Annotated in this window: 21 protein-coding genes; 7 read left to right on the top strand and 14 right to left on the bottom strand. The window is 68.3% G+C overall.

What is annotated here, in order from left to right; genetic code table 11:
- Positions 1-77: 77 nt before the first annotated feature.
- The 3 genes from AC6LJ9_RS08570 to AC6LJ9_RS08560 form a co-directional block, all read right to left on the bottom strand.
- Positions 78-740 carry a thermonuclease family protein gene (locus AC6LJ9_RS08570; RefSeq protein WP_498147255.1) on the bottom strand — a complete coding sequence of 221 codons (663 nt, stop codon included), beginning with the start codon at positions 738-740 and terminating at the stop codon, positions 78-80.
- Positions 741-840: 100 nt separating this feature from the next.
- Positions 841-1,845, bottom strand: a complete 1,005-nt coding sequence (locus AC6LJ9_RS08565) for a magnesium and cobalt transport protein CorA (RefSeq protein ID WP_498147230.1) — start codon at positions 1,843-1,845, stop codon at positions 841-843.
- On the bottom strand, positions 1,842-2,843 hold the full coding sequence (locus AC6LJ9_RS08560) for a LysR family transcriptional regulator (protein WP_212317020.1): 1,002 nt from the start codon (positions 2,841-2,843) through the stop codon (positions 1,842-1,844). The genes AC6LJ9_RS08565 and AC6LJ9_RS08560 overlap by 4 nt, the downstream gene beginning before the upstream one ends.
- 138 nt (positions 2,844-2,981) lie before the next feature.
- Between AC6LJ9_RS08560 and AC6LJ9_RS08555 the strand changes: the two genes are divergently transcribed.
- From AC6LJ9_RS08555 to AC6LJ9_RS08545, 3 genes are all read left to right on the top strand, one after another.
- Positions 2,982-3,965, top strand: a complete 984-nt coding sequence (locus AC6LJ9_RS08555; protein ID WP_498147229.1) for a Bug family tripartite tricarboxylate transporter substrate binding protein — start codon at positions 2,982-2,984, stop codon at positions 3,963-3,965.
- A gap of 117 nt (positions 3,966-4,082) precedes the next feature.
- Positions 4,083-5,033: a substrate-binding domain-containing protein gene (locus AC6LJ9_RS08550; protein WP_498147228.1), complete on the top strand. Its 951-nt coding sequence runs from the start codon at positions 4,083-4,085 to the stop codon at positions 5,031-5,033.
- A gap of 28 nt (positions 5,034-5,061) precedes the next feature.
- On the top strand, positions 5,062-5,850 hold the full coding sequence (locus AC6LJ9_RS08545) for a deaminated glutathione amidase (protein WP_498147227.1): 789 nt from the start codon (positions 5,062-5,064) through the stop codon (positions 5,848-5,850).
- A 40-nt stretch (positions 5,851-5,890) separates the two neighbouring features.
- Here the strand turns inward: AC6LJ9_RS08545 and AC6LJ9_RS08540 are convergent, their stop codons facing one another.
- A complete protein-coding gene (locus AC6LJ9_RS08540) occupies positions 5,891-6,409 on the bottom strand; it encodes a CS1 type fimbrial major subunit (RefSeq protein ID WP_498147226.1) in 519 nt (172 codons plus the stop codon).
- A gap of 173 nt (positions 6,410-6,582) precedes the next feature.
- Positions 6,583-8,706, bottom strand: coding sequence for an ATP-dependent helicase (locus AC6LJ9_RS08535; protein ID WP_498147225.1), 2,124 nt, complete (start codon positions 8,704-8,706; stop codon positions 6,583-6,585).
- A 219-nt stretch (positions 8,707-8,925) separates the two neighbouring features.
- Between AC6LJ9_RS08535 and AC6LJ9_RS08530 the strand changes: the two genes are divergently transcribed.
- A complete protein-coding gene (locus tag AC6LJ9_RS08530) occupies positions 8,926-9,825 on the top strand; it encodes a DUF72 domain-containing protein (RefSeq protein WP_498147224.1) in 900 nt (299 codons plus the stop codon).
- 29 nt (positions 9,826-9,854) lie between these two features.
- Here AC6LJ9_RS08530 and pdxR read toward each other — a convergent pair whose 3' ends face one another.
- A complete protein-coding gene (gene pdxR / locus AC6LJ9_RS08525; protein WP_498147223.1) occupies positions 9,855-11,360 on the bottom strand; it encodes a MocR-like pyridoxine biosynthesis transcription factor PdxR in 1,506 nt (501 codons plus the stop codon).
- A 95-nt stretch (positions 11,361-11,455) separates the two neighbouring features.
- Between pdxR and AC6LJ9_RS08520 the strand changes: the two genes are divergently transcribed.
- On the top strand, positions 11,456-12,721 hold the full coding sequence (locus AC6LJ9_RS08520) for a 4-aminobutyrate--2-oxoglutarate transaminase (protein WP_498147222.1): 1,266 nt from the start codon (positions 11,456-11,458) through the stop codon (positions 12,719-12,721).
- A gap of 250 nt (positions 12,722-12,971) precedes the next feature.
- Positions 12,972-14,432 (top strand): NAD-dependent succinate-semialdehyde dehydrogenase, encoded by a 1,461-nt coding sequence (locus AC6LJ9_RS08515; protein WP_498147221.1) that lies wholly within the window; start codon positions 12,972-12,974, stop codon positions 14,430-14,432.
- 143 nt (positions 14,433-14,575) lie between these two features.
- On the opposite strand, the gene AC6LJ9_RS08510 is transcribed toward AC6LJ9_RS08515, so the two are convergent.
- The 3 genes from AC6LJ9_RS08510 to AC6LJ9_RS08500 form a co-directional block, all read right to left on the bottom strand.
- Positions 14,576-15,148 (bottom strand): hypothetical protein, encoded by a 573-nt coding sequence (locus tag AC6LJ9_RS08510; RefSeq protein WP_498147220.1) that lies wholly within the window; start codon positions 15,146-15,148, stop codon positions 14,576-14,578.
- 94 nt (positions 15,149-15,242) lie between these two features.
- Complete coding sequence (locus AC6LJ9_RS08505) at positions 15,243-15,698, bottom strand: DUF6911 family protein (protein ID WP_498147219.1); 456 nt, start codon at positions 15,696-15,698, stop codon at positions 15,243-15,245.
- 161 nt (positions 15,699-15,859) lie between these two features.
- On the bottom strand, positions 15,860-16,489 hold the full coding sequence (locus tag AC6LJ9_RS08500) for a PM0498 family protein (RefSeq protein WP_498147218.1): 630 nt from the start codon (positions 16,487-16,489) through the stop codon (positions 15,860-15,862).
- Positions 16,490-16,534: 45 nt separating this feature from the next.
- Here AC6LJ9_RS08500 and AC6LJ9_RS08495 point away from each other — a divergent pair, with 45 nt between their 5' ends.
- Positions 16,535-17,389 (top strand): inositol monophosphatase family protein, encoded by an 855-nt coding sequence (locus AC6LJ9_RS08495; RefSeq protein ID WP_212313528.1) that lies wholly within the window; start codon positions 16,535-16,537, stop codon positions 17,387-17,389.
- Positions 17,390-17,583: 194 nt separating this feature from the next.
- On the opposite strand, the gene AC6LJ9_RS08490 is transcribed toward AC6LJ9_RS08495, so the two are convergent.
- The 5 genes from AC6LJ9_RS08490 to AC6LJ9_RS08470 form a co-directional block, all read right to left on the bottom strand.
- Positions 17,584-18,402: an NAD-dependent protein deacetylase gene (locus tag AC6LJ9_RS08490; RefSeq protein ID WP_498147217.1), complete on the bottom strand. Its 819-nt coding sequence runs from the start codon at positions 18,400-18,402 to the stop codon at positions 17,584-17,586.
- Positions 18,403-18,456: 54 nt separating this feature from the next.
- On the bottom strand, positions 18,457-19,404 hold the full coding sequence (epsC, locus tag AC6LJ9_RS08485) for a serine O-acetyltransferase EpsC (protein WP_498147216.1): 948 nt from the start codon (positions 19,402-19,404) through the stop codon (positions 18,457-18,459).
- 213 nt (positions 19,405-19,617) lie between these two features.
- Positions 19,618-21,282, bottom strand: a complete 1,665-nt coding sequence (gene pgi, locus AC6LJ9_RS08480) for a glucose-6-phosphate isomerase (protein WP_498147215.1) — start codon at positions 21,280-21,282, stop codon at positions 19,618-19,620.
- 13 nt (positions 21,283-21,295) lie between these two features.
- Entirely contained in the window at positions 21,296-22,699 is a 1,404-nt protein-coding gene (locus AC6LJ9_RS08475) for a phosphomannomutase/phosphoglucomutase (protein ID WP_498147214.1), read from the bottom strand.
- Between the two features lie 21 nt (positions 22,700-22,720).
- Positions 22,721-24,982 carry a GNVR domain-containing protein gene (locus AC6LJ9_RS08470; RefSeq protein WP_498147213.1) on the bottom strand — a complete coding sequence of 754 codons (2,262 nt, stop codon included), beginning with the start codon at positions 24,980-24,982 and terminating at the stop codon, positions 22,721-22,723.
- Positions 24,983-25,033 lie beyond the last annotated feature (51 nt).

Below are 25,033 nucleotides of genomic sequence, written 5' to 3'. Positions count from 1 at the left end.
AGAGGATAGCAAAGCCGGGGCGTGATCAGAACCCCGGCATGCCCCTAGTGTGCTGTCCCGCCGATACGCCGCCGGGCTCAACCGCACTGGCGCTGGCGCCAGCAGTCGTAGCGCCACTTCCAGGGCTGCACCGCGCCGGGCCGTGCCCACAGGCCGCGGCCGGCGGCCTTGGCCTGGCGCTGCAGGTCGGGCATGGCCTGGTCGCGCAGGTAGTCGCCCTGGCGCGCGGTGTAGGCCCAGGCGTAGCCCGCCTCGACCTGCAGCCGGTTGGCCGAACGGCCGTCCGCCAGGATCAGCGCGCAGACCTCGCGGCCGTACTGGTCCTTTTCATAGCATTGCGCGGTCAGGGTCTTGCCGGCCACCAGCTCCGCCAGGTGCTTGCGCGAGGCCTCGGCATCGGGCTGGCCGGGCTGGTCCGCGCCATGGCCCTCCTCGGGCGCGTCGATGCTGTCCATGCGGATGCGGCGCTGGCCGTCCGGCGCCCGCAGCGTCACCGTGTCGCCGTCCGCCACGTTGACGACGGTGCCGGTGATCGTGTAACTGCCTTTGGGAACGCCGCCGGCCAGCGGCGCGCTGGATGCGCCGCCCTGGGGCTTGCCCGCCGCCGGCGGGCGGCCGGCGTCCTTGTCCGGCCGCGACGGCTGCATCCAGTTGACCAGCGCGCCGGCCGCCGCGAGGATCAGGGCCACGATCAGGGCGGTCAGCCTGCTGCCGCCGAAGGGAGTTTTGCCGCGCAAGATCGCCGCGCTCCAGGAAAATGAATGGCTGGCAGTGTGCCACAAGCCCGGCCCGTCTCCGGGCGGGAACAGGATGGCGATGCGCGGCCGGCCGGCGCTGCGGCTACAGCCAGCCCGACTTGCGGAAGCGCCAGTAGAGTACGGAACAGATCGTCACGATGACGCCCAGCGTCACCGGATAGCCCCATGGCGATTTCAGTTCGGGCATGAACTCGAAGTTCATGCCGTAGATGCCGGCGATGGCCGTGGGCACGGCCAGGATGGCCGCCCAGGAGGCCAGCTTGCGCGTGGTGTCGTTCTGCGCCGCCTGGCCGATCATCAGGCTGGCTTCGAACGCGAAGGCCAGCGCCTCGCGCAAGGAATTGAACAGTTCGTCGACGCGCAGCACGCGGTCGGCCACCTCGCCGAAATAGGGCCGCGCGTGTTCATCGACCGCCGTCATCTCGACCCGCGCCAGGCGGCGGCAGATCTCGGCCAGCGGCGACACCACGGTATGAATGCGCAGCAGGTCGCGGCGCTGGCGGTACAGCCTGCGGATATCGGAATCCTTGGCGCCGCGAATCAGCAGCTTCTGCTCGGCGCCCTCGACCACGCTCTCGATCTTGGCGGCGGCCGCCACATAGCGGTCCACCAGCCAGTCCAGCAGCTCGGACGCGACGTAGTCGCTGCCGCGCTTGAGCAGGTCCGGCGAGGCTTCCAGCCGCTCGCGCAGCGGGCTGTGGCCGGCGGTGGCGCCGCGCCGCACGGTGACGAGAAAACCGTCGCCGATCAGGAACTGGGTCTCGCCGAAGATGGGCCGCTCGGCCTCGACCTCGACGGTGATGGCCACGATCAACACCATGTTGCCGTAGTCGATGATCTTGGGCCGCCGGTGCGGCTCCAGCATCTCTTCCTGGTTCTTGTCGCAGGCGCCCAGCTCGCTCACCACCTTGCCCAGCAGCTCGGGACTGGGATTGCGCAGGCCGATCCAGAGCATGCCGTGATCCGGACGCACGTATGCGCCGACCTGGTCGATGGGCACCTCGCGGTCGCGCCGGCCGTTGACATAGGAGATCGACGCAACGACCTCGCGGTTGCCGTTGGCGTCGGGTTGCGGTTCTGTGGTCATGAGCCAGTGTCCTCTTGCGCTGCTGCCCGGCGCCCCACGCGGCGACGGTGGGCCGATGATAGCGCAGCGCGTCCCGGCTCCGCGGCATTCAGCAGGGCTTCAGCCTGCGCCAGTTTCTCGCCCACGACCCGCCGCAGATGGCGGATCAGCAGACGCGCCGCGGCCGATGGCGGACGCGATTTGGGATAGATCAGGCCATACTGGAGCGGCACCGCCGGCTCGAAACGCCGCAGCCGCGCGCCGCGATGCAGTTGCGTCAGGGCGGCCAGCGGATCGCTCAGGGCCGCGCCGCAGCCGGAAGCGGCGAGCTGGCAGGCGAAGAAGCCGAATGTCACCTCGAACTGCGCCTCGGGCTGATAGCCGGCTTCGCCGAAGGCCCTGAGGTAGCGGTGGAACAGCGAACCGCCGGCCGGCATGCCGATGAACCTGCCCTGTCCCAGCGCGCGCGGCGTGATGGGCCCCGGCAGGTCGGCGCGCGGATCGTCCGGCCCGAACACCGCCACGGCATGCGTCTCCGCCAGCGTTTCGGTGACCAGCAGCGGATGCTCGACGGGCAGCTGGGCCAGCGCGATATCGAAATGCTGCTGGCTGATCCAGGCGTCCACATTGGGCGGCATGCGCGCATTGACGCTGGCGCCGAAATCCGGCTCCTCGCGCGTGGCACCGGCGATGGCGTCCACCAGCAGGCCGTCGATCAGGTGCTGCGCCACCAGCACGTTGACGTGGGTGCGGCTCTTGCGGCGCGCGTGGCGCAGGTAGTCCGCGAGCGCATCGTTGGCGCGCAGCATCTCGCCGATGCGCTCGTACAGCTGGCGGCCCGGTTCGGTCAGCGTCAGCCGCCGCCCCTCCTTGACCAGCAGGGCGTACCCGACATCGTCCTCCAGCGCGGCCAGCAGGCGGCTGACCTGGGAAGGACTGCGGCGCAGGCGCAGCGAGGCCTCCGCGATCGAACCGCCTTCGACAAAGGCGCGCAGCGCCTCCATGCCCATGAGCTGCATAGTCGCCCCGTCAATACTTGCATGATATGCAATCATTATGCCTAATTTCACGATTGACGCACATAAACGCCCCTGCCGACAATGCGACAACGCTGTGGCCCGCCCCAGCGCCATCACATGACAAATCAGGGGAAAACCATGAACGCCTTCTTCGGCCGCGCCGCCGGCGCCATCCTGTCGCTGAGCCTGCTGTCCGCGCCCGCCGCGCATGCGCAGGACGCCTACCCGAACAAGCCCGTCAAGGTCATCGTGCACACGCTGCCCGGCGCCTCGTCGGACGTGCTGGCGCGGGCAGTCAGCAAGGCCATGGGCGACCAGCTGGGCCAGAGCTTCGTGGTCGAGAACCGCTCGGGCGCGGGCGGCGCCATCGGCGTGGACGCGGTCGCCAAGGCCGCGCCGGACGGCTACACGCTGCTGGCCGGCGCTTCCAGCGCCATGGTCATGCTGCCCATCGTGCTCACGCGCAAGCTGCCTTATGACGAAAACAAGGATTTCGCGCCCATCGGCGTGATCTCGCGCTCGCCGTTCCTGCTGGTCGCCAGCCAGGCTTCGGGCATCCGCGACCTGCCGGACCTCATCGCCAAGGCCAAGGCGCATCCCGGCAAGATCACCTACGGCAGCGCGGGACCGGGCACCAATCCGCACCTGCTGGGTGAACTGCTCAGCCAGCTGGCCGGCATCGAGCTGACGCACGTGCCCTACAAGGGCCCCGCCGCCGCGCAGGCCGACCTGATGGGCGGCACCATCGACCTGCTGTTCGATACCCCTTCCTCGGCCTTGCCGCACGTGAAGTCGGGCAAGACCGTGGCCATCGCCGCCAGCAGCGACGCCCGCGTCACGGACGCGCCGGACGTGCCCACCCTGAAGGAACTGGGCTATCCCTCGCTGACGCTATACGGCTGGACCGGGCTGTACGCGCCGGCCGGCACGCCGCCCGAGGCGCTGGCGCGGCTGCGCGGCGCGCTCAAGCAGGCGCTGCATACGCCGGCGGTGCGCGAGTTCATCCTCGCCGGCGGCAACGACATCCTGGATCTCTATGGCGACGACATGCTCGCCATGCAGAAGCAGATGCAGGATTTCTGGCGCGGCGTGGTCAAGTCCCGCGGCATCAGACTGGACTAAGGTTCGCCGCCCGGGCGGGTTCCGCGCCCGCCTCCCCCTGCGCCGCAGCCGCGGCGCCAGGCCCCTCATCGCCCTTCCCCTCCCACCGCGGTCCGCCGGGCCGCCGAGGCCATCCCCATGACACTCCAAATCCGACTCGCCGTGCGCGACTGGGACTACATCGTGCCGCTCGCCCTGGGCGACGTGGTTGCCGAAGGCCTGGACCTGCGCATCGACCGGGTGCCCGCCCTGCCCGAGGACCTGGCCGCCGATCCGCGCTACGACGCCGGCGAAATGTCCATGAGCCGTTATTGCCTGGGCCGCCTGCGCGGCCGCGATGATATCGCCGCCGTGCCCCACTTCCTGATGCGCGGCTTCCGCCATCGCTGCATCATCACGCATCGCGACAGCGGCATCACCAACCTGGAACAGCTGGCCGGCGCCCGCATCGGCATGACGGGTTGGCAAGACTCGGGCAATACCTGGACGCGCGCCCTGCTGCGCCGCGTCGGCATCGGCATCGACGACGCGCAATGGCGGGTCGGCCGCCTGACCGCCGCGCACCCGGTCGCCGACCGGCTGTCCGGCTACGGCCAGCCAGGACGCATCGAGGCCGTAGCCGGCGAGCGCCCGCTGGTGGACCTGCTGCGGTCGGGCGAACTGGAAGCCGTGTTCACGCCCTTCATGCCCGACGGTTTCTTCGACGCGGACTCGGACCTGCGCCAGCTGCTGCCGCACTGCCGCCGCGACGAAGTGGCGTACTTCCGCGACGTGGGCTACGTACCCGGCATGCACCTGCTGGGCATCAAGCCGGACATCCTGCGCGCCCACCCCTGGGTCGGCCAGTCCCTGAGCGCCGCGCTGGACGCGTCCGCCGCGATGTGGCTGCACAAGCGCCGCAAATACGCGGACACCACGCCCTGGATCCTGGACGAGCTGATCCAGACCTCGCGCGACCTGCCCGAGGGCTGGGACCGCAACGGCCTGCAAGCCAACCAGCCCATGGTGACGGACTTCCTGGCCGAACTGCGCGCGCAGCGTCTCACCGAGCGCAGCATATCGCCGGCGGAACTGTTCGCCCACGGCTGACGTTCTTGAACATACAAGGAGACTCCCCATGAAAATCGCCCTGGGCCAATTCGCCGTGCGCCCCGACTGGCACGACAACGCCGCGATCTGCCTGGACCTGATCGACCGCGCCGACGCTGGCGGCGCGCGCCTGCTGGCGCTGCCCGAAGGCATCCTGGCGCGCGACATCGCCGATCCCGACCTGGTGCGCCGCGCCGCTCAGCCGCTGGACGGCCCCTTCATGACCCGCATGCTGGAGGCCACCCGCGACCGCGCGCTGACGCTGGTCATGACCGTGCACGTGCCCGCCGACCAGGGCAAGGTCTGGAACATCCAGGTCGCGCTGCGCCGCGGCCGCATCGTCGCGCAATACCGCAAGCTGCATCTGTATGACGCGTTCTCCATGCAGGAGTCGGTCAACGTCGTGCCCGGCGATGAAGTGCCGCCGCTGCTCGAGGTGGACGGGCTGCGGTTCGGCATGATGACCTGCTACGACCTGCGCTTTCCCGAATTGGCGCGCCGCCTGGCGGTGGACGGCGCCGACGCGCTGCTGGTGCCCGCCGCCTGGGTCAAGGGACCGCTGAAGGAACATCACTGGGAAGTGCTGGCCACCGCCCGCGCGCTGGACAACACCTGCTACGTGGCGGCGGTGGGCGAATGCGGTCCGCGCAATATCGGCGCGAGCATGGTGGTGGATCCGCTGGGCGTGGTGATCGCCCGCGCGGCCGAACATGACGCGCTGCTGTACGCCGAGCTGGATCCGCAGCGCCTGGCCCAGGCGCGCCAGGCGCTGCCGGTGCTGGCCAACCGGCGCTTCGCGCGCCCCGAGCTGGCCTGAGCCACGCCGGCCGGCGCGCAGGACGCGTGGGTCATCCCCTTCAAGGCGTGGCGGCGGAAGGCTCGAACAGCACCACCAGATCGCCGCGATAGATGCCGTTGATGCTCGGGCCATCGGGCGTCTGCGCCGGCGCCCGCGCGCTCACCGTCAGCCTGTGGATCTGGTCGTAGCCGCCGTCGCCGGGGGTGCTCTGCAGCACCTTCAGCGGCGCGCCGACGCGAACCTCGTCCTCGCGCCCCGGCTGCGACAGGACCACCTTGGCATCGCGCATCTCATAGACGCCGCCCCGCATCGTCAGGGGCCGAGCCAGCGCGATATTGAACTCCGTGCCCTTCGTCCATACGCGGATGGGCAAGGTCTTGGAGAACGCGCGCTGCGTGCGGTCGGTGGCGTCCAGTTCCTCGTGGTCGTACCAGCCGGAGCCGTCCGGCCGGGAAACGAAGATGGAATCTCCGATCTGGGCGGTGAGCGTGATCTTCTTGACGACGGGAGCGGCATGGGCCGTGCTGGCCAAGGACATGGCCAGGCTTGCGACGAGAGCAATATGTTTGAGCTTCATGATGGACGGATCAAGAGTTTGAACAAAGCCCCCGCCATGTGGGCGGGAATCCGCGCAACCGTGCGGCGGCGAGCGCCTGGGCTGGCACTCCCGTTAACGGCCGGCGAGGCTTGACTCTTTAAAAGCGCCAAGTCTCGTAGGACTATTCTTAACCCAACTGGGCTGAAAGCGCACTAAGAAAACAGGCCGCGCACCCGACGCGCCACGTCGATGCTCGGCGCCTGCGGCGACGGGCCCGCGCCGCTCCCCTCGGGCAGCGGCGGCGCCTTGGGCAGGTGGTCGAACAGCGGCAGCATGGCGTTGGTGATGAAGCGCGTGCGCGACGCATACACATGCCGGTCGCCCATGCCGGTCTGCTGGTGCACGTAGAAGCGCTGCGGCACGACCAGCTGCAGGCGTTCGCGCGCGCGGGTCATGGCCACGTACAGCAGGCGGCGTTCTTCCTCGATTTCCTCGGCCGTGCCGGTGCTCATGTCCGACGGAATGCAGCCGTCCACCACGTTCAGCACATACACGGCCTTCCATTCCTGTCCCTTGGCGGAATGGATGGTGGACAGGATCATGTAATCCTCGTCGCGCAGCGGCGCGCCCGACTCGTCGCTGGTGGCGTCGGGCGGATCGAGCGTCAGCTCGGTCAGGAAGCGTTCGCGCGACGGATAGCCGGCCGCGATGCGGGCCAGCTGTTCCAGGTCGGCGCGGCGCACGCGCGCATCGTCGTACAGCCGTTCGAGCTGGCCCGCGTACCAGCGCAAGGCCAGGTCTACATCGGCGGGCCATGTCAGCGCGGGATCGCGCAGCGCGGCATAGGTGTCGGCGAAGGCGCCCCAGTCCTGCTGCGCCGCCGCGCCCGGCTTGAACGCGCGCAGGGCCGCCAGCGGCTCGGCCGAGGCCGACATCGCATCCATCAGCTTGCCGGCCGTGGCCGGACCGACGCCCGGCAGCAGCTGCGCCACGCGGAAGCCCGCCATGCGGCCGCGCGGATTCTCGGCCCAGCGCAGCAGGGACAGCAGATCCTTGATGTGGGCCGCCTCCAGGAAGCGTAGTCCGCCGAATTTCACGAAGGGGATATTGCGCCGCGTCAGCTCCAGTTCCAGCGCCGCGCTATGGCTGGCCGAACGGAACAGCGCCGCCTGCGACTTGAGCGTGGCGCCCGCTTCGCGCTGCGCCAGCACCTGGTCGGCGACCCAGCGCGCCTGCCCTGCCTCGTCGCTGACGTTGACCATTTCGGGCAGCTGCGAGGATTGCCGGTCGGTCCAGAGATCCTTGGCATAGCGTTCCGCCGCCAATCCGATCACGGCGTTGGACGCGTTCAGGATGGGCTGGGTGGAACGGTAGTTGCGGTCCAGCGTGACCACGCGCGCGGGCCGCGGAAATTGCGTGGGAAAGTCCAGGATGTTGCGCACGGTGGCCGCGCGGAAGGAATAGATCGACTGCGCGTCGTCGCCCACCACGGTCAGGCCGCGCCCGTCCGGCTTCATGGCCAGCAGGATGGCGGATTGCAGGCGATTGGTGTCCTGGTATTCGTCGACCAGCACATGGTCGAAGCGCGCCCCCACATCGGCCGCGATGCCGGGATCGCCCATCATCTCGGCCCAGTACAGCAGCAGGTCGTCGTAGTCCAGCGCCTGCTGGTCCTGCTTGGCCGCGACATAGGCGCGGAACAGGGCCTTGAGCTCGGTCTCCCATTGCGCGCACCAGGGGAAGGCGGTCTTGAGCACGTCTTCCACCGGCGCCTGGCTGTTGATCACGCGCGAATAGATGGCCAGGCAGGTGCCCTTGAGCGGAAAGCGCGACTTGGCCGAGGACTGGCCCAGTTCGTGCCGCACCATGCCCATCAGGTCCTCGGCGTCGCCCCGGTCCAGGATGGTGAAGGACTCGGACAGGCCGATGCGCTGCGCGCAATCGCGCAGCAGGCGCGCGCCGATGGCATGGAAGGTGCCCGCCCAGGGCAGGGCCGGCGGCTGCTGCGCCGCGTTCAGGCGCATCACCCGGTGCAGCACCGCGCCCACGCGACGCTCCATTTCCAGGGCGGCGCGGCGCGAGAAGGTCAGCAACAGCATGCGCTGGGGATCAGCGCCGTTCAGGATCAGATGGGCCACGCGGTGGGCCAGCGTATTGGTCTTGCCCGAACCAGCGCCGGCGATCACCAGCAGCGGGCCGTCCTCGCCGCCGCCCTGGCCGGCCCCGGCCGGGGCCACGCCGAATTCCACCGCCGCGCGCTGGGCGGGGTTGAGGTCCGCCAGGGGATCGGGGCGGTCCTGCTGCGCTGAGGAAGACGGGGATTGCGTATCGGACATGGGCGGGAGAATGGCAACAGGCCCATGCGCGCCCACGGCCCGGAAGGCGGGACCAGCCAGGGCGCGCACAGGTCAGACAACTGTTCATATATCCAGCTATCATAACCCGGTGCCCGCTCCGCCCCGGCGCCCTCGCCCGGAGCGCCATGGCAGCCCATCGCCCCGTCCCGCGCGCCCGACCCGCCCGCGTTTCCTCGCCCTTAGTCGCCCCCGACCGCCATGCGCATCCTCACCGGCGCTGCCTCCTGGACCGATCCCACGCTGCTGGCCTGCGGCCGCTTCTATCCGCCGGCCGTGGCCGCCAACGCCGAGGCCCGGCTGCGCTACTACGCGGCGCGCTTCCCGCTGGTCGAGATCGATTCCAGCTACTACGCGCTGCCCACGGCCGAGAACGCCTGGCGCTGGGACCAGCGCACGCCGGACGGCTTCGTCTTCAACATCAAGGCGTTCCGGCTGTTCACCAGCCACCAGACGCCGCTGTCCGCCCTGCCCCCCGACATCCGCGCGGAGCTCGACGATTGGCCGGATCCGTTCATCTACTACAACGATGTGCCTGGCGAGCTGCGCGACGAACTCTGGCGGCGCTACACGCTGGCGCTGGAGCCGCTGCGCCTGCCGGGCAAGCTGGGCGCCGTGCATTTCCAGTTCCCGCCCTGGATACGGCGCGACGCGCGCGGCCACGCGGCGCTGGCCGAGGCGGCGCGGCGCATGGACGAGCACCTGGTCTCCATCGAGCTGCGCCACCGCAGCTGGTTCGACAGCGCCGCCGCGACGGCCGGCACGCTGGCGCTGCTGCGCGAGCTGGGCGCGGTGCACACGGTGGTGGACGCGCCCGCCGGGCCGGAGAACAGCGTGCCCGCCGTCTGGGCAAGCACGCATCCCGAGCTGACGCTGTTGCGGCTGCATGGCCGCAACGCGGCCGCCTGGAACCGGACCACGCAAGCCTCGTCGGGACGCTTCCAGTACGAGTATTCCGAGGCCGAGCTGGCGGAGCTGGCCCAGCGCTTTTCCCGGCTGGCCGCGCAAAGCGCGCAGGCGCACGCCGTCTTCAACACCAATTTCGAGGACCAGGGCATGCGCAACGCGGCCGCGTTCGCGGCGGCGCTGCCGGGGTTCTGAGACGCGGTCGCCGATGCGCCCTTGGCGGCTCAAGCGCGGGCCGCGCGCGCCGGCTTGCGCGCCACCTCCGCCAGGCTGTCCAGCAACACCTCGAACTTGCGCGCGATGTCCTGCTCGGGCACGCAGGCAAAACCCAGCAGCAGCCCCGGACGCCGCAGCGCCGGGTCTGCGTAGTAGCGTGACAGCGGACGCGTCAGCACGCCGCGCGCGCGCGCCTCCTCGACCACGCGCAGGTCGTCCATGTCGGGGGGCAGCGTCAGCACCAGGTGCAGCCCGGCCAGGCTGGCGTCGCGGTGCAGCCAGTCGGCGCCCAGGCGGCGCTCGATCAGGTTGACCAGCATGGCGCGGCGGCGGCCGTACAGCATGCGCATGCGCCGGATGTGCGCGGCGTAGTGGCCGTCCGCGATGAAGGCCGCCAGCGCGGCATGCGTCATCTGGTGGCCCTCGCGGTACAGCTCGGCGTGCGCCGCCTGGAATGCCGCCACCAGCGGGCGCGGCAACACCAGATAGCCCACGCGCAGCCCCGGGTACAGCGTCTTGCTGAAGGTGCCCATGTAGATCACGGGCGCGTCCGGCTCCAGCCCCAGCAGCGAGGCGATGGGTCGCCCCGAGAAGCGGAACTCGCTGTCGTAGTCGTCCTCGATGATCCAGCTGCCATGGCGCCGCGCGACCGCCAGCAGCTGGCGGCGGCGCGCCAGCGACATCACCGGCCCCAACGGATACTGATGCGACGGCGTGACGAAGATGAAGCGCGGCGGTTCCCCGCCGGCTTCCTGCGGCACCTGCATACCTTCCTCGTCCACCGGCAGATGGCGGATGCGCAGGCCATTGGCCTGCAGCACGGTGCGCGCGCCCCAATAGCCCGGATCCTCGACCCAGGCCACCTCGCCCGGATCGCCCAGGATGCGCGAGGCCAGGTCGATGGCCTGGTGCGAGCCCTCGGTGATGATGATCTGTTCGGGATCGCAATCGATCGAGCGCGTCAGCGCCAGGTGCTGCGCCAGCGCCTCGCGCAGCGCCGGCAGCCCGCCGCCATGGGCGTAGGTGAGCAGGTCGGGCGGCGGATTGCGCCACAGCGCGCTGACGATGCGGCCGAACTTGCGGTGCGGGAATTCGGTCAGGTCGGGCACGCCCGGCATGAAGGCGCCCCATTGGTAGGGCGAGGCCGAGGCGCCATCGACGATGGCCGCGCCGCGCGGCGACAGCGCCGGACGCGGCTGCGGCGCGGCCGCCAGGCGGGCGCGCCGTCCGCTGCTCAGGAACGAGTCCGGCAGCGAGGCGTTGACGAAGGTGCCGTTGCCCTGCCGGCTGCGGGTATAGCCCTCGGCCAGCAGCTGGCTGTAGACGTGGACCACGGTGTTGCGGGCGATGCCCAGCTCGGCCGCCAGGTCGCGCGAGGCCGGCAGGCGGGTATCGGCGGCGATGGCGCCTTCCAGGATGGCTTCGCGCAGGCCACGGTACAGCCGCCGGTTCATCGGCTCGCCGCTGGCCTCGGCCAGCCGAAGCAGCAGCAGGTCGCCTACGATGGAACGCAATTGGTTCTACCTATTTTACAAAAGTGGTTCCCAACAATGGGGCCATCGTAGCATTAAATTAGGGGCTAACCCATTACCCGCGATGCGAGGCTGAGATGAAGAATCAGGATCTGAATACCCGCCGTTCCCTGGCCACGCCGCGCGGCGTCGGCGTGATGTGCGATTTCTATGCCGTGCGCGCCGAGAACGCCACGCTGTGGGACGCCAACGGCAAGGAATACATCGACTTCGCCGGCGGCATCGCCGTGCTGAACACCGGCCACCTGCATCCCAAGGTCAAGGCCGCCATCTCGGCCCAGCTCGACAACTTCACCCACACCGCCTACCAGATCGTGCCCTACGAGGGCTACATCTCGCTGGCCGAACGCATCAACCGCCTGGCCCCCATCGACGGCCTGAAGAAGAGCGCCTTCTTCACCACCGGCGTCGAGGCCGTCGAGAACGCCATCAAGATCGCGCGCTCGGCCACCGGCCGCTCGGGCGTGATCGCCTTCTCCGGCGCCTTCCACGGCCGCACCATGATGGGCATGGCGCTGACCGGCAAGGTCGCCCCGTACAAGCTGTCCTTCGGCCCCATGCCGGGCGACGTTTACCACGTGCCCTTCCCCAACGGCACCCAGGGCATCACGGTGGCCGACTCGCTCAAGGCGCTGGACCTGCTGTTCAAGGTCGACATCGATCCCAAGCGCGTCGCCGCCATCATCATCGAACCCGTGCAGGGCGAAGGCGGCTTCAACATCACCCCGCCCGAACTGATGACCGCGCTGCGCAAGCTCTGCGACGAGCACGGCATCCTGCTGATCGCCGATGAAGTCCAGACCGGCTTCGGCCGCACCGGCAAGCTGTACGCGATGGAACACCACTCGGTGCAGGCCGACCTCATCACCATGGCCAAGAGCCTGGGCGGCGGCATGCCGATCTCGGGCGTGGTGGGCCGCGCCGACGTCATGGACGCGCCCGCCGCCGGCGGCCTGGGCGGCACCTACGCCGGCAACCCGCTGGCCGTGGCCGCCGCGCACGCGGTGCTGGACGTGATCGCCGAGGAAAAACTGTGCGAGCGCGCCGTCCAGCTGGGCGACAAGCTGCGCGCCCATCTCGAGGGCCTGCGCGCCAAGGTTCCCGGCATCGTCGACGTGCGCGGCCTGGGCTCGATGGTGGCGCTGGAACTGAACGACCCGGCCACCGGCAAGCCGGACGCCGACGCCGTCAAGCGCGTGCAGGCGCGCGCCATGGAACGCGGCCTGATCCTGCTGAGCTGCGGCGTGTACGGCAACGTACTGCGCTTCCTGTACCCCCTGACCATTCCCGACGCCCAGTTCGCCCGAGCGCTGGACATCCTGTCCGAGGCGCTGGCAGCATAAGAACCGGGCGCCCCCCGATCATCCGGCCGGTGGCGCCAGCCCGAAAGGGCTGAGCCCGCCCCGGCCGGATATCCGTTTACACGGCGCTATCGCGCCGCCCCCACGCCCCCTGAAACGGCCGTCCCCCCAAAATCGGGATGCCGCGGATCCGGCTCCGCCGGTCCGCAGGCATGCCCCCTTGAGGGGGGCCCGCCTAGGGGGAAGCGCGCAGCGCTGCGGGGGTGGCCCCCCCCTTTAGGAGACTTACAGCATGACCCAAATCAATCTGACCCGCCCCGACCTGCTGCGCGACGCCTGCTACATCGGCGGCAAGTGGGTGGGCGCCGGCAATGGCCCGTCCATTCCCGTGAGCAACCCGTCCACCGGCAAGACCATCGTGTCCGTGCCGAAGTTTGGCCGCAAGGAAACCGAGGCCGCCATCGCCAGCGCCGAGGCCGCCCTGCCCGCCTGGAGCGCCAAGACCGGCAAGGAACGCGCCGCCATCCTGCTGAAGTGGTCGCAGCTGATGATGCAGCACCAGAAGGACCTGGCCGCCATCATGACCTCGGAACAGGGCAAGCCCGTGACCGAGGCCGCCGGCGAAATCGCCTACGCCGCCTCGTTCCTGGAATGGTTCGCCGAGGAAGCCAAGCGCATCGACGGCGACGTGCTGCAAAGCCCCAAGGCCGGCCAGCGCCTGCTGGCGCTCAAGCAGCCCATCGGCGTCACCGCCGCCATCACACCGTGGAACTTCCCGGCCGCCATGATCACGCGCAAGGCCGGCCCGGCGCTGGCCGCCGGCTGCACCATGGTGCTCAAGCCCGCCCAGCAGACCCCGCTGACCGCGCTGGCGCTGGCCGTGCTGGCCGAGGAAGCCGGCGTGCCGGCCGGCGTGTTCCACGTCGTCACCGGCAGCTCGCGCGAGATCGGAGCGGCCCTGTGCGAAAGCGACGCGGTGCGCAAGCTGAGCTTCACCGGCTCGACCGAAGTCGGCCGCACGCTGATGGAGCAATGCGCGCCCACCATCAAGAAGCTGTCGCTGGAACTGGGCGGCAACGCGCCCTTCATCGTGTTCGACGACGCCGACCTGGACCGCGCCGTGGACGGCATCCTGGCCTCCAAGTTCCGCAACGCCGGCCAGACCTGCGTCTGCGCCAACCGCATCTACATCCAGGCCGGCGTGTACGAGGAAGTGACCAAGCGCCTGCTCGCCAAGGTCGCGGCCATGAAGGTCGGCGACGGCTTCGGCGACGGCGTGACGCAAGGTCCGCTGATCGACGCCAACGCCGTCGAGAAGGTGCAGGAGCACATCGCCGACGCCACCGCGCACGGCGCCAAGGTCGTGGCCGGCGGCAAGCACCACGCGCTGGGCGGCACCTTCTTCGAACCCACCGTGGTCCGCGACGTGACCAAGGCCATGCGCTTCGCCACCGAGGAAACCTTCGGCCCGGTCGCGCCGCTGTTCCGCTTCGAGACCGAGCAGGAAGTCATCGAACAGGCCAACGACACCATCTTCGGCCTGGCCGCGTACTTCTTCACCCGCGACTACGCCCGCGTCTGGCGCGTGTCCGAAGCGCTGGAATACGGCATCGTCGGCATCAACACGGGCCTCATCTCCAACGAAGTCGGCCCGTTCGGCGGCGTCAAGCAATCCGGCCTGGGCCGCGAAGGCTCGAAGTACGGGATCGAGGAATACCTGGAGATCAAGTACCTCTGCCTGGATCTGGGTTAAAGCCCGGCCCTGGAGCGCATGGCGCTTCGGGGCGAATGGCTTTACGCGTTTCGGAGGTTTACGAACGCGACAGCGCCGTCGGCAAGGCATGTGGGGGGATTCCCGTGTGTCTTGCCGACGGCGCTGTTTCATTGGCGGACATACTAGCGTCCGTGCGGTTTTGAATTCTCAGCAAGCGCCCGGAGCTTGCTATCGCGCTTGTCCCGCTTGCCCTTGGCATTGGCCTGCGCCATCTCTTCCTTGGTCCACCCCATACGCCCCCCTGAACCTGAGTAAGCTTCCAAGGCAGCATCCCCTTCCCGCTCGAATTCGACCAAAAAAGACGCAGGAGGATGATCCATATTGCCGCGTTTGTGCTTCAGGAAGGCAAGGTAGTGGTTCAACACATCCACCATCTGATCGAGCGTCAGGGCAACTTTGAATTCATCGACGTACAGGCATTCCAGATACACCAGCCTCCCCTGCACGCCCACACTATGGGCATTGCCCGTACCCTGGTACCCCTCTCTTTCAGATCCGGCCTTGATGGAGGAGAACTGACGGAGCCACCGCTCCGCCGACGCAGCATCCCTAACGTCATCAGCCAGCCATGCGGCTATTTCTTCCGCGCCTCGGCCCAGCCTTGCCGCCTCATCCGAAGCGGCCACGGTTCTTCCAGAAAGTTCAAAACGTGAATACGCTTCGGACCACTGCGGGGCCAACATCCCGACGATCATTATCCATTTCCTCTGCTGAGTGCGCGGTATGGCCCTCGCGCCGTGTCACATCGCGTCGGCGTCTCCATTTGCACCTCGATTTTCGTAACGCGGACTAAGGCTTCGGATCCCACGGCGATCGAAGTTGTGCCAATCCAACCGACAGTTGTCCGTGATCGAAGAGTTCTTTGAACAAATCCTGAGCGATAGCCGGATCGGCACTCACTGTCCTGGCATCCCAAGGGTCATCGCCAAAACGCACGAGGCCTCTGAACGGAGCATGCCCCGGCTCCCACCACTCCAGCAACCCAGCCCGGGGATCGTCAGACCTGGTCAGCGCAACCAGCCGGTATTGCCCCGGAAGAGATGTCATGTTCAATTTTTTGATGAAGGCATTCTTGGGTAACAGGACGCTCAAATTCACGAATCCGCCATACTCAAAGGCACGCTCAATCGCTGTGTTTACTCGCTCCCCCACAGGCTGCTCGGTAATACGTGCGGGAGAATCATTCGATTTGTCCAGACAGGAAAGTTCCAGAACCGTCCCGCTGCGTTCTTCATGACTCCACATTCAGCCCATTCCGATTAGATATCCCAACCCTCTGCGTCAACATCGCGTTCACCTTTGCCTCATCGTAGGTTTCAGCCAGGACAACGTCAGGCGCAAGTTTCTTTACGTCAGCGTTTCGTGTCGTCTTCAATACCCGGAATCCTTCGTTACGGCTGGGCGGTTCATGCCGCCGGTTTGATGAAATCAGAAAATGGCATTCCTGGCTCGCTGTCCACTTCAAGGACAGCATCGTCGTACCCGTCCAGATCGGCGCTCAACCAATGCTCTCCTGGACGCACGATATGGAATTTGACAACGACGCCCGCTCCGTTCAAGGACACAATCGCTCTCAGCGCCTCATTGTGTCCCTCATCTGCCCATTTCCCGAGTATTTCATTGCAGAACAGGCAGGCGTAGTCGAGGTGTCTTTCATTCACGTGGTCCTCGATGTGAAATGAATTGACAAAGCATTCGAGGCCAGTCTTGTCGATGAAATGCGCATTGCCTGGATGAGATTTGTACTGTGCGGACAAGAATACGCAACCGTCCTTCTGAATAAAGCCGCTGCTCACCCACGAAGCAAGCTCGAAGGGCAGCGCCAATCCGCTCAACCTGGTTTTCTTCAACTCGGCCAACATCAATGCATTGCACTTCATTTTTTTCCTGGCGAAAGACATACCCGTCGCCCATCGTACGTCAGTACCTGAATCTATCTCATCAGTCGTGGGAAGCTCCATCTTCCCCAAGCGATGCGACGCCAAGCCGTCCCTGAAATGCTCTTTTGATTCAACCCCTTCCCCGACACGATCCATTGCCTTGCCGGCATGCTAGATTTGCGCGTTGCTAGGACGAATACTATGAGCAGATCTTTCACCCGCGAAGAAACGCGCCGGCTGGCGTCCATCCTGGCCGATACGGCCCAGGCCGAGGTCATGCCGCGCTTTCGCAACCTGCCCGAGGGCGCCGTGCGCGGCAAGACCTCCGCGCGCGACCTGGTCACCGATGCCGACGAGGCCGCCGAACGCATGATCAGCGCACGCCTGGCCAAGCTGTATCCCGGCGCGGTGCTGATCGGCGAGGAAGCCTCGACCCGCAATCCGGCGCTGCTGAACATGCTGGTCGACGCCGACCTGGCCTTCCTGATCGATCCCATCGACGGCACCCGCAACTACGTGGCGGGCCTGCCGCTGTTCGGCATGATGATCGCCGCCTGCCATCGCGGCGACGTGATCGCCGGCGTGATTTACGACCCCGTCAGCCGCGACAGCGCGCTGGCCGTGCGCGGCGAAGGCGCATGGATGGAATACGAGAACGGCAAGCAGGCGCCGCTGGCCGTGGCCAGCCCCGCGCCGCCCGAGGACATGGACGGCCTGATCTCCACCGGCGCGCTGCCCGAGCCGCTGCGCAGCACGGTCAACGGCAACCTGTCGAAATTGGGCAGCACGGCCTCGCTGCGCTGCGCGGCCCATGAATACCGCATGCTGGCGGCAGGCCATTGCCATATTGCCCTGTACAACCAGCTCACCGCCTGGGACCACGCCGCCGGCTGGCTGCTGCACCGCGAGGCCGGCGGCTACGCCGCGCGCTTCGACGGTTCGCCGTACAAGCCCACGCACCGCAGCGGCGGCCTGCTGTACGCGCCCGACGCGGGCAGCTGGCATGCCGCGCAGAAAGCGCTGATGGGCGAGGATTTCGTGGCCTCGGAAAGCTGAGTCCGGGCGGGGTCGGTCCCCGTCTGGAGTCCCATTTTCCGGGACTCCGCCTCGGGTTATCCCTAGGAGTTATCCCCACTATCTGTGGACAACCCTATGGAAAGCTCTGTAACAGCAGAAAAAAACCCTTGCAGGACAAGGGCTTGTATAAACCGCTCAAAAACCGGCCGCAGGCTGGCGGCCAGCGGACGCTTTCACAGGGCATCCAGCGCCTGCGCGCAAGGCTGTTCCACCTTCAGGGTCAGCAAGGCGTCGGCGCGCGTGCGGCCCAGATTGACCGCCGCGATCGGCATGCCGTTGCGCGCGGCGGCGGCCACGAAGCGGTAGCCCGAATACACCATCAATGAAGACCCCACGACCAGCACCGCGTCGGCGGCCATCAGGCCCGCGTTGACGCGGTCCACGCGTTCGCGCGGCACCGTCTCGCCAAAAAAGACCACATCGGGCTTGACCACGCCGCCGCAGCGCGGACAGGGCGGAACGCGGAATCCGGAGAAATCCACGCCGTCCAGATCGGCGTCGCCGTCTGGCGCGTCGCTGGCCTCCAGCGATTCCCAATGCGGATTAAGCCCCGCCAGTTCATCCTGCCAGGCCTGCCGCTCGCCGCGCCAGTCGCACTGCATGCAGCGCACCTGATCCAGCCGGCCGTGCAGGTCCACGACCTCGCGGCTGCCGGCGGCCTCGTGCAGGCCGTCGACGTTCTGCGTCACCAGCAGGCTGAGCCGGCCGCGCGATTCCAGCCGCGCCAGCGCCCGGTGCGAATCATTGGGCAGGACGCGGCCGAAGCGGCGCCAGCCGATCATGCTGCGCGCCCAGTAGCGCGCGCGGGCCAGGTCGCCGCCCATGAACATCTGCAGGGTCATGGGCGGCTTGCGCTTCCATTCGCCCTCGGTGTCGCGATAGTCCGGGATGCCGGAATCGGTGCTGACGCCCGCCCCCGTTAGCACGAATAGCCGCGGGTGGCGGTCGACGAAGCCGCGCAGCGCGGCCAGATCCGAAACGCGTGTGTCCATCCAGGCTCCCAGAATCACCGATGCGCGGACCGGCGGCCGCGCCCGGCGCGACGATCAGCCGCCCAGCCCGCAGTCGGGCATGTCGCTGACCAGGCTCGCCTGGGTCACGTTGCTGCCCGGCGCCACGCTGCGCGTGAGCCAGACGTTGCCGCCGATGGTCGATCCCTTGCCGATGGTGATGCGGCCCAGGATCGTGGCGCCAGCGTATATCACCACATCGTCCTCGATCAACGGGTGGCGCGGCAGGCCCTTCTTGAGCTCGCCGTTCTCGCCGGGCGGGAAGCGCTTGGCGCCCAGCGTCACCATCTGGTAGAGCCGCACGCGGTCGCCGATGATGGCGGTCTCGCCGATCACCACGCCGGTGCCGTGGTCGATGAAGAAGCTGCGGCCGATGGTGGCGCCCGGGTGGATGTCGATGCCGGTGTCGGCATGGGCGATCTCGGCCACCATGCGCGCCAGCATGGGCACGCCCAGCCGGTACAGCACGTTGGCCAGGCGATGGTGGATCATCGCGGTCACGCCGGGATAGCACAGCAGCACCTCGTCGGCGCTGTGCGCGGCCGGGTCGCCCTGGTAGGCGGCGGTCACGTCCAGGTCCAGCGCCTCGCGCACCTTGGGCAGCTCGGCGCCGAACTGGCGCACGATGCCGATGGCACGCTGCTGCGTGTCGGCCAGCAGCGCCGGATCGTGGCGGCCGGCGTACTGCAGCTCAAGACAGACCTGGTGCAGCAGCGCGTCCAGCGCCGCGCCGATGGTGTGGCCGACGTAGAAGTCTTCCACTTCCTCGCGCAGGTCGATGGGCCCCAGGCGCATGGGGAACAGCGCGCCGCTCAGGTCCTTGACGATCTGGCGCAGGCTTTCCTGCGACGGGAACTCGCGCAGGCCGGCGTCTTCGCGCAGGCGGCCGCGCGGACCGCGCCAGGCCAGGCGCGCCTCGCGCAGGCCGGACACGATGCCGTCCAGGTTCCAGTGCGCGGCCGGGATGTGACTGGGTCCGCTCATGGCTGCGCCCGCCAGGAAATGCCGGCGGCGCCGGCGTGGAAATGAAGGTCGAACATGGAGTGCCTCGCTGACGGAGCAGCGGCCGCCGGCCAGGCCGGCGGGCCGATGCTGCTTTGCAATATTCCCGTCAACTGTAACCGCTGCGGCGCCCTTCGCGGAATCCCCCCGACACGACATAGGGGTTATGCGGCAGGGGCCGGCCCCTGCCGCCGCTCACAGATGCGCCGCGACGCCAGGCACCCAGGCATGGCGCGGCTGCGGCGCCTGGGCATGGCCCCGGTAGCAATCGATCCAATAGGACGTGGACGCGTCGTGCCCCCGGTCGGCCACGGCCGCCGACACCGGCACCGCCAGCTCGCGCTCGATGCCGGTGGCCAGCCGCTTGCCCAGTTCCACGCCCCATTGGTCGAAGGGATTGATGCCCCAGACCACGCTCTGCACGAACACCTTGTGCTCGTACAAGGCCAGCAGCGCGCCCAGGCCACGCGGATCCAGCTTGCGCAGCACGATCAGCGAGGACGGACGCCCGCCGGGATGCACCATGTGGCGCGCCAGGCACAGCGCGCGCTCGCGGTCGTCGATATGGGCCACGTCCAGCAGCGCCTGCTCCAGGCTCTTGCCGCGCAACAGGGCCTGGCGCTGCGCCAGGCAGTTGGCCAGCAGCATGCGGTGCGCGTCGGGGTTGTCCGGGCAGCCTTGCAGGCTGGCGATGAAATCCACCGGCGCGCCATTCTCGCTCTGGTGCAGCCACTGGAAGAAGGTGTGCTGCCCATCGGTGCCGGGCATGCCCCAGATGATGGGCGCGGACGGCACGCCCACGGCTTCGCCATCGCCCGCCACCCGCTTGCCCAGCGATTCCATCTCCAGCTGCTGCAGGTAGGTCACCAGGTGCAGCAGCCGCGCGCTGTAGGCCGCGATGTTCAGCGAGTTGTGGCCCAGCACGCTGCAATTGACCAGGCCGGCCAGCGCCAGCTGCACCGGCGCATTGGACGCCAGCGGCGCCAGCCGGAAATGCTGGTCCATGGCCTCGGCGCCGGCCCGCATGCCGATCAGCACCTCGGCGCCCACCGTCAGCGCGATGGACAGGCCCGCCACCGACCACACCGAATAGCGGCCGCCCACCCAGTCGCACATCGAGAACACCCGCTCGGCCGGCACGCCCAGCGCGCGCGCCGCCGGCGCGTTGGCCGTGACCGCGGCCAGATGCGCCGCCACGTCGGCCACGCCGCCGCGCCGCAGCCAGGCGATGGCGGCCCGGGCATTGTGCAGGGTCTCGGCGGTGGTGAAGGACTTGGACGACACCACCACCAGGCAGCGCCGTGGATCCAGCCCGGCCACCGCGTCGTTGAACGCATGGCCGTCGATGTTCGAGACGAAACGGATCTGCCGGCACTGCGTGGCGCCGCCAAAGGCCTGCACCGCCAGCCTTGGCCCCCAGTCGCTGCCGCCGATGCCGATGTGCAGCACGGCGCCGATGTCCGCCTCCTGGTCCAGCGCGCGCACGAAGTCCAGCATGCGCGCGTACTCGCAGACGGAGCCGGCGTCTTGGCCGTCGGGCTGCTCGCGCGTGCGTCCCGCGCGCAGCGCCGTATGCCAGGCGGGCTTGTCCTCGGTCCAGTTCACCGCCTCGCCCGCGAACAGCGCCTGCACGGCCCTCGGCACGCCACGGGCGCGCAGCAGGGCCAGCCCCGCCGTCTCCAGCGCGGGCGACTGGCGCTGCATGGACAAGTCCAGGCTCAGGCCCGCCGCCTCGATCAGCTTGAGCGCGCCGGCATCCAGTTCCGCGCAGCGCGCCGCATGGTCGAAGGCCCGCCATTCGGCGCAGTCCAGCAATCCCGCGGCTTGCGCCTCTTCCCTCGCAAATTCAGCCCTATCCATCGCGTGGTGCTCCTTAGAACGGTAAACGGACATGAGGCGCGACGCGACGCAAGGCGTTGCGGAAGTCCTCCTCGATGCGCGCCAGGGCGGCCATCGTGTCCCCTTCGAAACGCAGCACGACCGTCGGCGTGGTGTTGGATGGCCGCGCCAGGCCGAAGCCGTCGGCGTAGTCCACCCGCACGCCGTCCAGGTCATTGATCGTCAGCGCGCCAGGGAATCCGCCTTGCGCGCGCAGCGCTTCAACCAGGGCGAACTGCTCGCCCTCGGCGGTCTCCAGCTTGATCTCGGGCGTGGCGCAGGACTGCGGCAATCCCTCCAGCATGGCCGAGGGATCGGGCGCCGCGGACAGGATTTCCAGCAGGCGCGCGGCGGCGTACAGCCCGTCGTCAAAGCCATACCAGCGTTCCTTGAAGAACAGGTGCCCGCTCATCTCGCCGGCCAGCAGCGCGCCGGTCTCGCGCATCTTGGCCTTGATCAGCGAATGGCCGGTCTTCCACATGGTGGCCTTGCCGCCGGCCTCGGTGATCGCGCGGGCCACGTGGCGGCTGCACTTCACGTCGTAGATGATCTCGGCGCCCGGGTTGCGCGACAGCACATCGCGCGCGAACAGGATGAGCTGCCGGTCCGGCCAGATGATCTGGCCGGATTTGCTGACCACGCCCAGCCGGTCGCCGTCGCCGTCGAAGGCCAGGCCGATTTCGCAGTCCGAGTAGCGCAGGCAATAGATCAGGTCCTGCAGGTTCTGCGGATCGGCGGGGTCCGGATGATGTCCCGGAAAGGTGCCATCCACCTCGCAGAACAGCTCGGTGACTTCGCAGCCCAGCGCGCGGAACAGGGCCGGGGCGATCGCGCCGGCCACGCCGTTGCCGCAATCGACGGCGATCTTCATCGGCCGGGTCAGGCGGATATCGCCCATCACGCGCGCGGCGTAGCAGGGCTGCATCTGCATCTGCGTGCGCCCGCCGGCATGGGCCGCGCCTTCTATCGGCCGCCGCATGGCGTCGCGCAGCGCGGCGATGCCGTCGCCGTAGAGCGAAGCGCCATCCAGCACGAGCTTGAAGCCGTTGTGGTTGGGCGGATTGTGGCTGCCGGTGACCGCGATGCCGGCGCCGGTATCCATCAGCCGCGTGGCGAAATACAGCATCGGCGTGGTCGCCATGCCGATGTCGATCACATGCAGGCCGGCAGCGCGCAGGCCTGCCTGCAGCGCGGCCGACAGCTCCACGCTGCTCAGCCTGCCGTCGCGCGCCACCACCATCGCGCGGGCGCCCAGCTCCAGCGCCTTCACGCCCGCCGCCATGCCCAGGCTATGGGCAAAGCGCGCGTCGATCTCTTCGGGCACCGTGCCACGGATGTCGTAGGCCTTGAAAACCGAATCAAGGATGTTCGGAGCGTCCCAGCCAAAAGTTCCGTGCATGTCCGTTTCCTCCGGCTGGCGTCACTTGGGACCGTTCTGCTTGAAATCGCCGTAGTACGCCGCCCGGGAATAGCGGTATCCGCCATACTTGGACCGCAGGCCGAAGCGCTCGGGCAGCAGCTTCAGGCCGTTGAACAGCACGCCGTCCACTGGCGCGCCGGCCTGGATCAGCCGCTTGGCCGTCTCGCGGATCTCGCCCACCGTGTTCATGCCGGACCGCACCACCACCATCACCGCGGCCGCATGGCTGCCCACCACCGCGGCGTCCGGCGAGGACAGCACCGGCGCGGTATCCAGCACCACCATGTCGTACTGGGTCGACAGCTCGCGCAGCGTCTGGCCGAACACGGGCGAGGCCAGCAGCTCGGACGGGTCGAAGGTGACGGCGCCGGTGGAAATGAAATCCACGCCCTCGGACACGCTGTGCCGGCGCACCTGCTCCAGCGGGATCGTGCCGGACAGCACCTCGAACAGGCCGTCTTCCTTGGGCACGCCGAAATAGCGGTTGAGCTGGCCCTTGCGGAAGTCGGCGTCGATCAGCAGCACCCGCTTGCCCACGCCGCCCTGGATGAAGGCGAAGTTGGCCGACAGGAAAGACTTGCCCACCCCGGCCACCGGGCCCGTGAACATGACCATGTTGTTGGCCGACTGGCGCAGCGAGGCCTGCAGCACGTTGCGGAAGGACCGCAGGCTTTCGATGGGCGGCGCGTTGCTCTGGCTCTGCGCCAGCAGCGCGGGCACGGTCGCGTTCTTGCGGCGGCTGCGGCGCCAGAGCTTGTCCTGGATGTCGCTGTAGGGAATGGCCGCGAGCACCGGCAGGCCTGTGTAGCGCTCCACCTCTTCCGGTTCGGACAGCCCGCCGAACAGCGCGTTGCGCACCAGGGCCGACAGCAGGCCGATGATCAGGCCGATGGCGCTGGCCACCAGGATGATGATGGCGGCCTTGGGCCGCACCGGCTTGTCCGGCTGCACCGCCGCGTCCAGGATGCGCACGTTGCCGACCTTGCCCGCGCGGATCAGCTTGAGCTGCTGGGTGTTGTTCAGCAGCGCGGTGTACAGCTCGGTGTTCACGCGCACGTCGCGCACCAGCCGCACCACGTCCTGCTCCAGGTCGGGCAACTGCTTGATGTTGTTGCCGATGCGGTTCACGTCGCCGGTCAGCGAGGCGATCTGCCGGTCGATGGCCAGGATGCTGGGGTGGGTGGGCGCGAAGCGCGTGATCAGGTCCTGGCGCTTGGCGCGCAGTTCCATCACCTTGGTCTGCGCGTCCACCGACTGGGCCAGGATCAGCTTGGCTTCCTCGCTCAGGTCGATGGTGCCGCGCTTGTTGCGCAAGGCGTTGTACTTGGTCTCGGAGGCGTCCAGGTCCTTCTTCATCTGGGGCAGTTGCTGCTCCAGGAAACTCAGCGACTTCTCCGCCTGCGCCGCCTTGCGGTTCACGTTCTGCTGCACGTATTCCGCGCCGATCTCGTTCAGCACGGCGGTGGTCAGCGTGGGATCGTTGCCTTCCAGCGTGACACCGATCACGCCCGAGGCGCGGCCGCGCTCGAAGATGCCCATGCGCGCCTGCACGTCCTCGATGGCCGCCAGCCGCGAGCTGCGCGACACGGTGAACTCGGTGCCCGGACGGCCGCTGAGCGCATCGATGTGCACGTCCAGCGCGCCGCCGCCCGGCAGCACGAAATGCTGCGGCGCGCCCACGGCGCCGGTGAAGGTCGAGCCGGTGATCTTGTCGAACAGCGTGTAGCGCCCGTCGCCCAGCGTCGTCACCCGCAGCGGCTTGCCCAGCCATTCATTGGGCACATCCAGCTGCGACACGGAAATGGTCTCGCCGCCCCAGGCGTAGCCGCCCCTGGGCAGGGCGCCGGGATAGGGCAGGCTCTCGTGGCGCTGCGCCAGCCAGGCGCCCACCACCGGGAAGTAATTCGGCCTGGCCTGGATGTAGAGCAGGAACTTGTCGACCGCAGGCCCGACCACCATGCGCGAGCGCAGCACTTCCATTTCGCCGGAGGTCTCGGTCTTGGTGTCGAAGATCGCGGACACATCGCCCAGCAGGCTGCGGGCCTGTCCGTTGGGCTGTTCCTCCTCCACCTGGACGATGATGTCGGCCTGGTAGACCGACGGCGTCATCATCACGTAGATCACCGCTCCCAGCAGCGCCAGCAGCGTGATGCCGATGATCATCCAGAGGTTGGAGAAGATCGCGTCCACGTGCGAAGACAGTGGGGTTTCCTGCTGACGGGCAGGCGCCGAGGGTTCAAAGGACTCGATGGGCAACGACATGCAGCTCTCCAGGAGAAGGCGCCGCCGCCGTCGCGGCGCCTCCAAAGGCGT

It is taken from the genome of Achromobacter sp. 1011811831 (assembly GCF_059760905.1).
Note: the sequence above shows the minus strand (reverse complement) of the source record. Positions and strands in the feature narration are given on the sequence as shown.

What these genes read in the sequence shown, in the direction of transcription:
- AC6LJ9_RS08565 (WP_498147230.1), bottom strand. Translation starts at nt 1,845, where the DNA reads ATGACCACAGAACCGCAACCCGACGCCAACGGCAACCGCGAGGTCGTT.
- AC6LJ9_RS08560 (WP_212317020.1), bottom strand. Translation starts at nt 2,843, where the DNA reads ATGCAGCTCATGGGCATGGAGGCGCTGCGCGCCTTTGTCGAAGGCGGT.
- AC6LJ9_RS08555 (WP_498147229.1), top strand. Translation starts at nt 2,982, where the DNA reads ATGAACGCCTTCTTCGGCCGCGCCGCCGGCGCCATCCTGTCGCTGAGC.
- AC6LJ9_RS08550 (WP_498147228.1), top strand. Translation starts at nt 4,083, where the DNA reads ATGACACTCCAAATCCGACTCGCCGTGCGCGACTGGGACTACATCGTG.
- AC6LJ9_RS08545 (WP_498147227.1), top strand. Translation starts at nt 5,062, where the DNA reads ATGAAAATCGCCCTGGGCCAATTCGCCGTGCGCCCCGACTGGCACGAC.
- AC6LJ9_RS08540 (WP_498147226.1), bottom strand. Translation starts at nt 6,409, where the DNA reads ATGAAGCTCAAACATATTGCTCTCGTCGCAAGCCTGGCCATGTCCTTG.
- AC6LJ9_RS08535 (WP_498147225.1), bottom strand. Translation starts at nt 8,706, where the DNA reads ATGTCCGATACGCAATCCCCGTCTTCCTCAGCGCAGCAGGACCGCCCC.
- AC6LJ9_RS08530 (WP_498147224.1), top strand. Translation starts at nt 8,926, where the DNA reads ATGCGCATCCTCACCGGCGCTGCCTCCTGGACCGATCCCACGCTGCTG.
- AC6LJ9_RS08520 (WP_498147222.1), top strand. Translation starts at nt 11,456, where the DNA reads ATGAAGAATCAGGATCTGAATACCCGCCGTTCCCTGGCCACGCCGCGC.
- AC6LJ9_RS08515 (WP_498147221.1), top strand. Translation starts at nt 12,972, where the DNA reads ATGACCCAAATCAATCTGACCCGCCCCGACCTGCTGCGCGACGCCTGC.
- AC6LJ9_RS08510 (WP_498147220.1), bottom strand. Translation starts at nt 15,148, where the DNA reads ATGATCGTCGGGATGTTGGCCCCGCAGTGGTCCGAAGCGTATTCACGT.
- AC6LJ9_RS08505 (WP_498147219.1), bottom strand. Translation starts at nt 15,698, where the DNA reads ATGTGGAGTCATGAAGAACGCAGCGGGACGGTTCTGGAACTTTCCTGT.
- AC6LJ9_RS08500 (WP_498147218.1), bottom strand. Translation starts at nt 16,489, where the DNA reads ATGGATCGTGTCGGGGAAGGGGTTGAATCAAAAGAGCATTTCAGGGAC.
- AC6LJ9_RS08495 (WP_212313528.1), top strand. Translation starts at nt 16,535, where the DNA reads ATGAGCAGATCTTTCACCCGCGAAGAAACGCGCCGGCTGGCGTCCATC.
- AC6LJ9_RS08490 (WP_498147217.1), bottom strand. Translation starts at nt 18,402, where the DNA reads ATGGACACACGCGTTTCGGATCTGGCCGCGCTGCGCGGCTTCGTCGAC.
- epsC (WP_498147216.1), bottom strand. Translation starts at nt 19,404, where the DNA reads ATGAGCGGACCCAGTCACATCCCGGCCGCGCACTGGAACCTGGACGGC.
- pgi (WP_498147215.1), bottom strand. Translation starts at nt 21,282, where the DNA reads ATGGATAGGGCTGAATTTGCGAGGGAAGAGGCGCAAGCCGCGGGATTG.
- AC6LJ9_RS08475 (WP_498147214.1), bottom strand. Translation starts at nt 22,699, where the DNA reads ATGCACGGAACTTTTGGCTGGGACGCTCCGAACATCCTTGATTCGGTT.
- AC6LJ9_RS08470 (WP_498147213.1), bottom strand. Translation starts at nt 24,982, where the DNA reads ATGTCGTTGCCCATCGAGTCCTTTGAACCCTCGGCGCCTGCCCGTCAG.